The 12,468-nt window shown below is 42.9% G+C and carries 12 protein-coding genes and 1 riboswitch; of the genes, 7 read left to right on the plus strand and 5 right to left on the minus strand.

Annotation, left to right across the window (positions count from 1 at the left end; all coding sequences use genetic code 11):
- The first annotated feature begins 209 nt into the window (after positions 1-209).
- Positions 210-737: an META domain-containing protein gene (locus ACNQO6_RS04750; protein WP_440208247.1), complete on the plus strand. Its 528-nt coding sequence runs from the start codon at positions 210-212 to the stop codon at positions 735-737.
- Positions 738-767: 30 nt separating this feature from the next.
- On the opposite strand, the gene ACNQO6_RS04755 is transcribed toward ACNQO6_RS04750, so the two are convergent.
- From ACNQO6_RS04755 to ACNQO6_RS04765, 3 genes are all read right to left on the minus strand, one after another.
- Positions 768-1,484, minus strand: a complete 717-nt coding sequence (locus tag ACNQO6_RS04755) for a glycerophosphodiester phosphodiesterase (RefSeq protein ID WP_005226884.1) — start codon at positions 1,482-1,484, stop codon at positions 768-770.
- Positions 1,485-1,507: 23 nt separating this feature from the next.
- The gene (locus ACNQO6_RS04760) at positions 1,508-2,095 is read right to left on the minus strand and encodes a cob(I)yrinic acid a,c-diamide adenosyltransferase (protein ID WP_005226885.1); all 588 of its coding nucleotides are present in this window, start codon (positions 2,093-2,095) and stop codon (positions 1,508-1,510) included.
- A gap of 103 nt (positions 2,096-2,198) precedes the next feature.
- The gene (locus ACNQO6_RS04765) at positions 2,199-4,022 is read right to left on the minus strand and encodes a TonB-dependent receptor plug domain-containing protein (protein WP_440208248.1); all 1,824 of its coding nucleotides are present in this window, start codon (positions 4,020-4,022) and stop codon (positions 2,199-2,201) included.
- 35 nt (positions 4,023-4,057) lie between these two features.
- A riboswitch (cobalamin riboswitch) is annotated at positions 4,058-4,271 on the minus strand.
- Positions 4,272-4,390: 119 nt separating this feature from the next.
- On the opposite strand from ACNQO6_RS04765, the gene ACNQO6_RS04770 reads away from it, so the two are divergent.
- Genes ACNQO6_RS04770 through ACNQO6_RS04780 form a run of 3 tightly spaced genes read left to right on the plus strand, consistent with a single transcriptional unit; the run spans position 4,391 to position 6,796 of the window.
- A complete protein-coding gene (locus ACNQO6_RS04770) occupies positions 4,391-5,050 on the plus strand; it encodes a phosphoribosylanthranilate isomerase (RefSeq protein ID WP_440208249.1) in 660 nt (219 codons plus the stop codon).
- Positions 5,031-6,275 (plus strand): tryptophan synthase subunit beta, encoded by a 1,245-nt coding sequence (gene trpB, locus ACNQO6_RS04775; protein ID WP_279696830.1) that lies wholly within the window; start codon positions 5,031-5,033, stop codon positions 6,273-6,275. Before ACNQO6_RS04770 ends, trpB begins: the two co-directional genes overlap by 20 nt.
- Before the next feature lie 8 nt (positions 6,276-6,283).
- On the plus strand, positions 6,284-6,796 hold the full coding sequence (locus ACNQO6_RS04780) for a DUF1543 domain-containing protein (protein WP_199949549.1): 513 nt from the start codon (positions 6,284-6,286) through the stop codon (positions 6,794-6,796).
- 60 nt (positions 6,797-6,856) lie between these two features.
- Here ACNQO6_RS04780 and ACNQO6_RS04785 read toward each other — a convergent pair whose 3' ends face one another.
- Positions 6,857-8,635 carry a bifunctional metallophosphatase/5'-nucleotidase gene (locus ACNQO6_RS04785; RefSeq protein WP_440208250.1) on the minus strand — a complete coding sequence of 593 codons (1,779 nt, stop codon included), beginning with the start codon at positions 8,633-8,635 and terminating at the stop codon, positions 6,857-6,859.
- A gap of 216 nt (positions 8,636-8,851) precedes the next feature.
- Here ACNQO6_RS04785 and ACNQO6_RS04790 point away from each other — a divergent pair, with 216 nt between their 5' ends.
- Positions 8,852-9,847 (plus strand): DUF2804 domain-containing protein, encoded by a 996-nt coding sequence (locus ACNQO6_RS04790; protein WP_440208251.1) that lies wholly within the window; start codon positions 8,852-8,854, stop codon positions 9,845-9,847.
- Positions 9,848-10,005: 158 nt separating this feature from the next.
- Positions 10,006-10,293, plus strand: coding sequence for a hypothetical protein (locus ACNQO6_RS04795; RefSeq protein ID WP_032881470.1), 288 nt, complete (start codon positions 10,006-10,008; stop codon positions 10,291-10,293).
- A 101-nt stretch (positions 10,294-10,394) separates the two neighbouring features.
- On the opposite strand, the gene ACNQO6_RS04800 is transcribed toward ACNQO6_RS04795, so the two are convergent.
- Positions 10,395-11,270 carry a metal-dependent hydrolase gene (locus ACNQO6_RS04800; RefSeq protein ID WP_004775447.1) on the minus strand — a complete coding sequence of 292 codons (876 nt, stop codon included), beginning with the start codon at positions 11,268-11,270 and terminating at the stop codon, positions 10,395-10,397.
- 116 nt (positions 11,271-11,386) lie between these two features.
- Here ACNQO6_RS04800 and ACNQO6_RS04805 point away from each other — a divergent pair, with 116 nt between their 5' ends.
- A complete protein-coding gene (locus ACNQO6_RS04805; RefSeq protein WP_440208252.1) occupies positions 11,387-12,409 on the plus strand; it encodes a helix-turn-helix domain-containing protein in 1,023 nt (340 codons plus the stop codon).
- The last annotated feature ends 59 nt before the right edge of the window (positions 12,410-12,468 follow it).

Here is a 12,468-nt window from a genome sequence, read left to right on the forward strand (position 1 = left end):
CCGTCAGCGCTCCTAAAAACCTTGTTTGTACAAGATAATAAAACTAAACGAGATAGCAAAACCAATCATGACGATATATTGCTATTTTATCACTGATATTAGCATGCCCAAATCGATTAGCACTAGTATTATTGTACAGTTGTATCGAAAGAACAGTAACAGAATTCATTTGTAAATTTGATCAATGAATTAAAAGGTGAAATAAATCAATGTCTGAGCAAAATCCCATGAAAAATCCCATTTTTTCTTTGAAGGCATTTTTTAACAAAACTTTAATATTCTCTGCTGCTGTCATGCTTGCAGCCTGCCAAAGCCAACCGCAGCCCGCGCAAAAGAATACCTTGCAGCCAAAACGGGTGACACAGCCACCTGCCATGCAAGTCCGTAAAAGTACTGATGGTGTTCAGGATGTGGATTGGCAAATTACCACCATTCATGGCAAGCGCGCTTTGTTCTTTAACCAGTATCCCGGTTTTCAGCTTAACTCGGTTTCAAAGATGGTGTCAGGGCATACGGGCTGCAACAATATTTATGGTCGTTATAAATATGATTTCACCCAGCGTAAACTGGATTTTGATGTGATGGCACAGCACCAGAGTTGTAACCGTGCTTTGGCGCAAGAGGCAGATTTGATGGATGCGATTCAACGGGTTGAACGTTTCCAGCTGGATGGTGCAAACCTGTATTTGTTAGATGCAAAAGGGCAACGTTTGATTCAGGCCCAGCGTAAGAAATAAAACAAAAGGCGGAATTTATTCCGCCTTTTCTTATTTTAAATGTTGCAACATGGTACTTGGAACATCGGTAATTAAACCTTGGATACCCAACTGCTGCAGGTGCTTGGCACGTTCAACCTCATTCACTGTCCAGACGCTAATTGCAAGATCGGCTTGTTGGGTCCGTTGAATGATTTCATCTGTTGCCAGTGCATCTCCCCAGCCAATCTGACAGCAGCCATATTGCTGTGCCAGTTCAATTGCATATTCTCCAATTGGAATTTCAACCAGTAGTCCACGCTTAAAATGACTTTGATAGCGCTGTAAAGCAGCCAAAATTTTGACATCAAAACTGGTAATGGTTGCGCTTTGCTCAAAACTTTTTAAATCTTGATGCAGTTGATAGACCAAGCGTTCAGCTGCTGCATCATCTGCAACGGCTTTAATTTCAACTTCGATATGTTCAAAGTCAGTGAGACAGTCAAGCACATGGGGAAGGCTAGGGGTATATTCTTCAAAGGCCCATGCCTGCCATTGATGGCGATGATCGAATTGCTGAGCTTCTAATAAATTGCAGCTTTCAACCTGCTGGGAACGACCCGCAGTGCGGACAAAGTCATCATCATGGATGACGACCAGTTGATCATCTTTCAGTTGGCGTACATCAAACTCGACTGCACGTACGCCTAAATCATGCAGATAACGAAAACCACCTAACGTATTTTCAGGAGCTTCACCACGCGCACCACGATGACCAATAATTCGCATTTGTCTCTGCCTTTATTGAAAAGTTATGCTTGATTGATACTGTCGTTAATATTCTTTTGCCACAGCACTTCGCTACCACCTTCTGCGCGCTGTAAAGCACGTGAGGCAACGAATAACCAGTCGGATAAGCGATTCAATAATTGTAGCGCAGTCGCCTGAATATTCTGGTCGCGATGATGTACAGACAATAAGGCACGTTCTGCACGACGGCACACTGCACGGGCTTGGTGTGCATGGCTACAAGCCAAAGTACCTGATGGCAAAATGAAGTCTTTTAACATCGGTAAAGACTCATTCATGTGGTCGATTTCTTTTTCCAAAAAGTCGATGCATACCGGTTGAAGCAGGTGATAGTTTGGAATACAGACTTCGCCACCTAGATCGAACAACCAGTGTTGGATCAGGCTTAAGCTTTTATCCCAATGCGCTTTATTTTCAATCTGGCTGGCACTGATTTGTGCGCGAAGCACACCAATGGTTGCATTCAGTTCATCGACATCACCGAGTGCAGCAATGCGTAAATCATCTTTGGCAACACGTGAACCATCTCCCAGACCTGTGGTGCCTGAGTCGCCTGTACGTGTATAGATTTTACTTAAACGATGTCCCATAGTTCTGTTTCTCTGATCCTGAAAATAAAAAGGGGATAATGTCGGTCAGAACATTACCCCGAAACTGGAGTTAAGAAAATGTTTTTATTATTTTAGCGCAGGATTAATAACGGAATGTGACACCTGCAGAGGCTAGGCGACCACCGTTGATGTAGTAACTACCACTACCATAAGCGGTACGATATTTTGAATCACCTACATTTTGGATGTTCGCAAAAACATCTACATTTTTATTCACTTTGTATTGTCCATGCATGTCTACACGGAAGTGTCCAGGGATTTGAACATTGTCAAAAGCACTGTTGTCGTAATCACCATTCGCTAACATTGTAGTCGAGAAGGTATATTGTTCATCGGTCCAACCTGCAGTCAAAGCAATATTTTGACGAGGACGACGACTTAAATCTTCGTCGTTTTTCTTGTCTTTAGCGCGAACATAGTTATAACTTAAATTAGTAAACAGGTTTTCACCTTGCCATTTCACATACAGCTCACTACCTTCTATTTTAGCTTTTTCAACGTTACTCATTTGATTCAGAACGCCATCAAAAGCAATGAGATTATCTACTTCTGTAGTATAGAGAGATAAACCAGTTGAAATATTGTAAGCCAGTTTTTGGTCTAGGCCGATTTCATAAGACAAGCTTTCTTCTGGTTTAAGGTCTGGGTTGCCACCATAAGCATACATATCATTGAGTGTTGGAGCTTTAAAAGCTGAACCAATATTTGCATAAATACTAGTTAAAGGTAGCAATTGATAACGAACAGATCCTTGAGCAACGGTATGTGTACCGAATTTTTCATTGTCTTCTACACGGATACCAACTTGGGTGTTTAATCCTGCTTGATCATATTTGTGCTGGATATAATAACCTGTTGAATCAATATCCTCTTGATATGGTGTGCCATAGGAAATCACATCACCATCAATATTTCGGTGTGTTACACCAACGAGAAGCTTTTGACTTGGTGTAAAGCCCCATTGACCATAGATTTCAGATTCTTGCGTTTTACTATGCACAAAATCTATTGAATTATTTTGATCTAATTCATCTTTAAATTGAGAGAAACGGGCATGTACGGCTAAATTATCAAGAATATTTAAACGTCCTTTGACGTTAATGATTTCATTTTTAAAATCTTGAGAAACGAATTTGCCAGAGCTATCGTAATCGCTAGAACCTTGGTTCTCACTATAATCAACCGAAGCCGCATATTGCTCTTTATCAACGCCAACTTTTGCACTATAGCCCTTTTGATCAAATGAGGCATCGGCTGCATTTTTTATCTCTTTTACAGGTGTCCCATCCGTTTCAAGGCGTTGCCCACGAATTTGTGCATAGAAACCATTTTCAGCCAGATCTGCACCGACTACAGATTTATAGGTTTTATTTTCACCTATTTCACCTGTTACAAATACAGAGGTTTTTTCTGGTGTTTTAGAAATAAGTTGAACTACGCCTGAGATTGCATCAGTCCCATATAAAACTGATGCAGGACCTTTTAATACTTCGATCTGCTTAATATCAGTTGTATCAATAAATGGTAAAGAGGCTGTACCAGAAGTTGCTGAATTGAGGCGGACACCGTCTCTTAAAACAAGCGTTTGGTTTGAATTACCGCCACGCAGGAAGATAGAAGCTGTCTGGCCATAGCCACCGCTTTGTACCATATTGATAGAAGCATCGGTTTGTAATAATTGGGGTAACGAAGCGATTGGTGACTGCTCAAGAATTTTCGGTTCAATAATATTGATTCGCGCAGGAACTTCATTGATTTTTTGTTCAGTACGAGATGCCGTCACAACAATCGTATCTAGCGTCGCAGTTTTATCGCTTGATTGATCTTGAGCAAAAGCAGGTGAAGAAAACCCCATCGCAATAGCGATAGCACCAACTAAACGAGTCGGTTGAAAAACAGTAGACATGCGTGCTCCAGTCATTCACCCGTCGTGAATGATAATGTGGAAATACACAACAAGCAGGTCTCCGGACTTCACTATAATCATCAAATCAATGATTGTACTCATCATCTTCCCACATCGTTCCGGTGCAGTGATTTGGCGTTGAGCTGGGATAAGTAATTCAGTGTTACCGTTGCGAGGGCAGTGTTGGAATTTCACCAACTTCCCTATAAGCAAAAGAAATTGCTTTAGACTTGTTGCAAGATTACGCAAAGTATAAAGTGTTAACGATTCTTAAACAATTGCATTTCAGAATGAACTTTGCACAAAGTGAGTCAAATTGCATTACAATGCGAGAGCTTCAAAAATATTCAGACTAGATTGGACAGCTCATGCGCCAAAGCCAGATGCGAACTCGCGCCAAGATTTGTGGAATTACCCGAATACAAGATATTCACGCTGTTGTACAATCTGGTGCAGATGCGATCGGCTTTGTTTTTTTCCCGCCAAGTCCGCGACATGTCAGTATTGAGCAGGCGCAAGCATTGGCAAAGCAGGTCCCGCCTTATGTACAGCTAGTCGGCTTATTTGTAAATGCAACTGCTAAAGAAATCCAGACGGTGCTTGATTCGGTTCCTCTGGATGTATTACAACTACATGGCGATGAAACGCCAGAACAATGCCAATTCATCGCAACGCAATGCAAACGTCGCTGGTATAAAGCCATTCAGGTCAAACCTGGTCTGGATGTGGTCGCTGAAATCCAGCGCTATCAATTAGCGGGCGCCAGTGCAGTATTATTAGATGCATGGCATCCTGAGCTAAAAGGTGGGACAGGGCACAGTTTTGACTGGACGCAATTTCCCCAACTCGATATTCCACTCATCCTGGCCGGGGGCTTAACCCCTGAAAATGTCAGTGAAGCTATTGATACCACAGCTGCTTTTGCTGTGGATGTCAGCGGAGGCGTCGAGTCCGCAAAAGGTATAAAAGACCAACAACTCATTGAAAAATTTATGCAAGGAGTCCAACGTGGATCAGCAAAACTCTAATCAAGAAAATCAGGTGATTGATTACACCCAGTTTCCCGATGCGCAAGGGCATTTCGGTATTCATGGTGGACGTTTTGTATCAGAAACGCTGATGGCTGCACTTGAAGACCTCGAAAGTCTTTATGGTCGTATGAAGAATGATGCACAGTTTTTAGCAGAGTTTGACCGTGATCTTGCGTTCTATGTTGGTCGTCCGAGTCCGCTGTATTATGCCGAGCGATGGTCTCAGCACCTCGGCGGTGCGCAAATTTACCTGAAACGTGAAGACTTGAATCATACCGGTTCGCACAAGGTCAATAACACCATTGGTCAGGCTTTATTGGCAAAGTTGTCAGGTAAGAAACGTATCATTGCGGAAACAGGTGCAGGTCAGCATGGCGTGGCGACAGCAACCATTGCCGCACGTCTGGGTATGGAATGTGTCGTGTATATGGGCGCCGAAGACGTGAAACGTCAAGCCATGAATGTCTATCGTATGCGTTTGTTGGGGGCAACGGTGGTGCCAGTACAAAGCGGTTCAAAAACCTTGAAAGATGCCATGAACGAGGCGATGCGTGACTGGGTAACCAATGTTGACAGTACCTATTATGTGATTGGTACTGTGGCTGGTCCTCATCCATATCCGCAACTGGTTCGCGATTTCCAGTCGATTATTGGTCGTGAAGCGCGCCGTCAAATCCAGGAACAGGCAGGGCGTTTGCCAGATGCTTTGGTCGCTTGTGTCGGCGGTGGTTCAAATGCGATGGGCTTGTTCTATCCCTTCCTGAATGATCAAGACGTGAAAATGTACGGTGTTGAAGCCGCAGGTTATGGTATCGAAACTGGTAAACATTCTGCGCCGTTGAATGCAGGACACGTGGGTGTATTACACGGTAACCGTACTTATTTGATGTCGGATGAGCAAGGGCAGATCATTGAAACACATAGTATTTCAGCGGGTCTGGACTATCCGGGCGTAGGTCCTGAGCATAGTTTCCTCAAAGACATGAACCGTGTGGAATATGTGCCAATCAATGATGATGAAGCCTTACAAGGTTTCCGTGATCTCACCAAGATTGAAGGCATTATCCCTGCATTGGAAAGTTCACATGCGATGGCTTATGTCACTAAACTTGCACCGACCATGTCGAAAGATCAAATCATTATTGCGACAGTTTCAGGCCGTGGCGATAAAGACCTGATGACGGTTGCGCGTATTGATGGCGTTGAAATGGTGGATATGTAGGTTTTAAGATGCCAAGTCTGTTTATGGTGATGTTGGGTGGCCGTCATGCGCGTGCCAACACCGAAGTGCATGACGTGGTGATGGCGATTGGTGAAAGCTTATCCGAACTGACATCCCAATTGAAACACGCCTGGTTTGGTGAATTAAAAGGTTTACATATTGATGCCTGGGCGCAGATTTCAGGTGTGCAGTCGCAAGATGTGAATTATCAGATTCACTTCTCCGATGCGGCACCATCAGCATCAGATAAAAAGCTGTACTTGATTAATCTGGGCGGCTATACGCCAAATATTTTTGGTGAATTGCATAGCTATCATCTTGTCGTTGCAGCTGATGCAGTGGCGGCAAAACAGCTGGGCAAACAGTTCATTGAACAACACTGGCATAAGCCGCATACCGATCGTGTCGTAGATGTTGATGATTGCATTCCGATAGATCATATCGCAGGGCGTTATATCCATTTGGTTCAAGGTGAGTTTAGTCCGATGATTTGGGAAAATACTTATCTCACCTTAGCTTAATCATGGTTTTAGAAAAGAAACAGGGAAGCATTTGCTTCCCTGTTTTTATTTAGGATCTGATTAAGGAGTGACTTTGATTCGATCGGTTTTGGGTGCTGTCAGAGGAGAATGCTGAGCCACATATTGTTCTAGGGCGTCAATATCTTGTCCGCCACCGACAGGATTTTTACCTTGTTTTAAGACGGTAAAGTTGTCACCACCATCGGCAAGGAAGCTGTTTACGGTCACACGGTAAACCTTGCTATCATCCAGCGCTTGTCCTGCAACCAAGATATTGCTCGCGCGTGGTGAAGCCGAGTTGTCTTTCTTATAGGTGTAACTGAACTCTTTGGATGGCTGCAAGATACGTACTGTGGCTGCATTTGCACCTGACCATTGCTGTTCTAGTACATCACGAATCTGTTTGCCTGTCAGACTTAATGTCACAATCGAGTTGCCAAATGGCTGCACGGTAAAGACATCACCAAAGGTGATCTGATTGCTGCTATTGACCTGTAAATCGGAACGTACACCCCCTGGATTCATCAGGGTAAAGTCAGAGCCTTGATTGCTTGCAGTGAGTGCCATGGCCTGTTGGGCATCGGCAATTAAATTACCTAAAGCACTTTCACCACTTTCAGTGGCATTACGATTAATCACGCCATCTGCCGTACCAACGACACGGGCTGAAATGGTGGTGACGGCTTGACGATATTTATCCAGAATGGCTTCAATACTTGGGGTTTTATTAAACTTTTGGTATAGATCCGTCAAGTTTACTGTGGTTGTACCAGAGGTATAGGCTTCACTTTGAATCGGAACCTGTTTGGCATCCTTCTTAATCACATCACCTGTTTTGCCATCCAGTTCTAATTGAATATTGGTAATGGCCGTACCGTATTGTCCGGCAGAGGTAAGCAGGAACGGTTTTTGCGGATTCTTGGTCGAGTAATCACAAATATAGGATTGATGGGTATGTCCAGACACTACCACATCAACTGCAGGATCTAGGCGATCGAGGATACCGAGTAATGGACCGCTAAGGCCATCACAAGTTTTCTTATTAAACTTGGTACTTGGTGCGACGCCTTCATGTACCACCACTACAATTGCTTCAATGCCTTGTTTCTTTAACTCTGGAATCAAGGCATTGACCGTATCGGCTTCATCATGAAAGTTAACGTCTTTAATGCCTGCAGCCGAGACAATACTTGGTGTTGCTTTCAGGGTCATGCCGATAAAGGCCACCGGAATGCCACCATAGCTTTTGACTTTATAGGCTGGGAATAAGGTTTTGTTGGGATCAGTCTTCATCGAGACATTGGCGGCCAGAAAGTTAAACTTGGCACCCTCAAACTTTGGATTGATCTGGCAGGGTTTGGTACTGGTATATTGCTGACAGCCACCATTCTGCAAGCGACGTAATTCATCGGTTCCGCGGTCAAATTCATGATTACCGACGGCATTGAAATCGATCTGAATCTCATTCATGGCTTCAATGGTTGGCTCATCCAGAAACAGGGATGAGGTCAGTGGGGAGGCACTAATCAGGTCGCCTGCCGAAACGACCGCATTGTTTGGATATTGCGCGCGTAATTTTTTAATCGCATCGGCAAAATAACTGACGCCCCCGACAGGAATACGTACCGTTTTGCTACTGTCATTTGGATCATCTGCTTCTATAAAGCGTTTAGGCGGTTCAAGATTACCGTGAAAATCGTTGAACGCAAGAATGTTGATATTTTGATTTTTGCGTTCAACCGTTGGCATTCCATCATTATCGTCATGATCATTACAGGCCGTTAACGCCAGCATCATCAGACAGATAACTTTGGCTTTTAATAATTGTTGAGTCATCATTGTTTTTGATCGGGTGGTATAAGATTGTTTTCAAAAATAAAACTTCTGTATGAATGTTTGATGAAATTATGAGCTAGAATCATTTGGCAAGCACTGGGATTGAGCGCTAAGAAATACAGTGCAGTCATCAGTTTTATAGATAAAACGATTAGTAAATTTGTCCACTTAAGCTTTATGATTGAAGCAGATGCAAACCCGTACTCATGGAATGAAAGAATGGATTTGATACAAACCAATGGTCAGCCACGTTATGGACGTTTTGATCAGGTACCCTCAAGGATTAATCTGGATGACTATATTTATAAAACGCCTTATGGACAGGTGTTAACTGGCTGGCGCAAGCAGTTGAAATATAAAAAATTTAAATTCTGTGGCTTGCAGCATGAACATTACAGCATTGGCGTGGCGATTGTTGATCTATCCTGGGCAGGGCATGCTTTCTTTTATGTCTATGATCACCAGACTGAAAAGGTGATTGAGTGGAATGCGATTCAACCCTTGGCATTCAAAACACAGCTCGATGAGCAACCGTTATTTAGTCAAAGTTCGTTCAAAAAATCAGCCTATCAATTCGATATGCAGCATGCCAATGGCGTGCGTTATATTCAGGTCAGCAAACATGGTGAAATCCAGCTAAAAGCACGGATTTTTTGTGCAGGGACCGACGCCTTGAGTTTATGTAGCCCGACCGGGATTAATGGCTGGACCTATACCCAGAAGCAGACCACACTGGCGGTTGAGGGCTTTTTCATTAGTCCAGCTCAGCAAAAGATTGAATTTAATGCCCATAGTCTTGCAGCTTTGGATGATACCTGTGGTTTTCTGCGCCCTGAAACAGCCTGGTTCTGGCTATCTTGCCAGTTTCGCGATGCGCAGGACCGTCGTATTGGTCTTAATCTCGCTTCAGGCGTCAATGAAAGTTTTGGCAACGAAAATGCCTTGTGGGTCAATGGCCGTTTGTATCCGCTGACAGATGTTTTATTTGAACAGCAAAATGAAAAAACCTGGTCAATCCGTTCTTTGGGTGGATGTTTAAATCTGGTGGTCGAAACAGGCTGGTGCCGTTTTGAAAATATTAATCTGCGTTTGATTGGTAGCCAGTTTAATCAATGGCAAGCCAAAGTCAGTGGAACGATTGCGCATGAACAGGTCGAATTAGTGTCATTAGATAGCCAATATGGTTTGTTAGAACAACATTACGCGAAGTGGTGATGTTTAAACAGTATCAAGTTAGCTTGATAAAATAATTTTATGCTTCAGCAGCTCTATTTATAAAGGAAATATTTATTATAGATGGTTTTAAAACATTAACTTGATAAGTTTATTATAAATTAAGTGGTTTAGCATAAATATGAAATGAGGTAAATCTGATGGATTACCAAATATTGAGAAATCTATTAGCATCTGTTATGTCGGTAGATGTCGGGTTAACCGAGGAACGTGAAGAAGTTGTTTTGATTACCTCTTTGCAGAAACCAGCGTATAGGAATAAGCTTAGAAATGAGTTAGAAGAGGCGTTATGTGACTCTAATTTATCATTAGTAAATCTTTTAGATAACGAACGATACTGTGTTTTCTCTGCTGATTCCGAAGATGAAGCTCGCAATTTTCTTTTAGAGCGAATCTGGAGTAAAATTGTTTTATTTGATTCTAAATAATTTCAATTCATAACTTAGACATTATTACCTCGTCCAATTAATGTGTAATAGAACGAGGGATATTGAATAGAAAATATATTAGTAGGATGGACGAGATATATTTATAATCCTGCTTGCCAAAACGCTTCACCCGCAGCAATTGGATCATTGGTCTTGGCTAAAGTATCAATCCAGACATCGTATTGGCGAATAACAGGATGTTGATTTGGATGGAAATCCTTTTTAAACCAATCGCTATATTGTGCTCTTTTTGCAGTCAAAATACCGTTACGTCCAAAGAACCACGGTAAACCTTTACGTGCCATATCAAAACGTTGTCTCAAGTTAAAACCATCGGTTTTGAGCATCACATCAGTACGGTATAGAGTAAAACCAAACATCATGACAGTTGTGAACACTAAGGCAAAGCGACGGGTTGCTTCAGGCACTTCACCAACTTCTCGCATCACATCAAATGCCACATCACGATGTTCCATTTCTTCAATCGCATGCCAAGCAAAAAGTGCACGTACAAAAGGATCAGCTTCGGCCAACGTCTCTTTTTTGCTATAGAAGGTATCCGCCATCAGCGCAGTTAAATGCTCGGCTGCTGCGGTCATGGCAATGTTGTATTGAGGAGAGCGATTCTTTAGTTCAAAGCGAAAGATTTTCTTTAAGCGAGTGGTGAACTGCTCTACAGGCATCCCCTGATCTTTCATGATCTGGTTCATTTTGTCATGCGCGATACCATGCTGTGCTTCCTGCCGAATAAAATCAGCGACACGTTCCTGCAAGTCTGGATCATCAATTTTGTCTCGGAATAAACGGACGCATTCAATAAAATAACGCTCGCCATCGGGGAAGGTCAGGCTGAGGGCATCAAACATACGGGTACGGAATGGGTCGCCACCGAACCAGAAGCGGGGTGCCTGCTCGAGATGGAAGTCCAGTTTGGTTCTGACCACGGGATCAACTTGATAGGAAACATGTGCATTCATCTTTGCTATTCCTTGTTTTTCTTCATGTAGCCAGTATGAAAAAAGTCCGATGAAATGTTTTGACAGTTACAGCCAATTTTTATACAAATAACGACAGCTCAGGATGAGATTGGCCCATGTCCGTTAAAATAATCATTGGATATTTACGTTTGTTGAATCGCGTTTTGCAACAGGAACAAATTGATTTGTCTAAAGTTGTTGCGCCTGAACTTTGGCAAGCCTTTCAGGCCTGTCTGGAAAATCCGGATGAGCGTGACTTTGATGTCGAACGTTATGCATTGTTGTTACAGGCTGCTCAGGCACACTTCACCCGTCCGATTACTTTAGTTTTGGCTGAACATGCCAATTTGCAGGATTTGGGCTTGATGGGTTATCTGGCCTCAACCAGTATGGATCTCCAGCAGGCACTCCAACTCTTGCAACGATACTACTCGCTGGTATTTAAACAAACCAATCTGGAACAGCTCGATGTCCAGCAGTTTCCTGATTATATTCAGATTGTCTGGGGCGCATCTTATTGCGACTATCGGGAAATGTATGAGCTGAATCTGGCCTTGATCTTTAAAATCGCGCAATCGATAGTGCAAGATGCCTTGGTGCCACCGCAGATGATCCAGTTTGGTTATGCCCCGCATACGGCACTGTATCATTTTGAAAAATTCTATGGTTGTCCGATTCAGATTCAGCAGGGTCAATATGCAATCCGCTTTTCCAATCAGGTTTTAAAGGCAAAAAGTATTGCGGCAGACCAGCAGTTGAATCAGGTCTTGTCTACTCAGGCACAGCATTCATTGAACAGTGTCAGCTCGTTTGAGGTTCAGCAACAGCAGTTTAAACAGAAAATCCATAGCCTGATTGAACAGGGCTTAGTGCAGCAGGAAGAAGTATTGCAAAGCTATGTGGCGAAGCGTCTGCATTGTTCGGAACGAACGCTTCAACGTCAGTTGAAGGCCTATGACTTGAATTTTCAGGATGTGCTGGACCAGTATCGTTTAGAGCAGAGCAAGTTGTATCTGCAACAAGGTAAGTCTTTGTCTGAGATTGCGGAACGGCTAAATTATGCGGATCAGAGTGCGTTTGGACGGGCGTTTAAGCGTTGGACAGGCGTTACACCCAAGCAGTTTTTAAAATCTCTGTAGATTTTAGATCAAACTTTTAATTAATAAGTGTTTAGCTAAGATAGTTTAATTTATAAACA

The sequence above is a fragment of the Acinetobacter calcoaceticus genome (assembly GCF_051947995.1).
In the GTDB taxonomy this organism is placed as follows: domain Bacteria; phylum Pseudomonadota; class Gammaproteobacteria; order Pseudomonadales; family Moraxellaceae; genus Acinetobacter.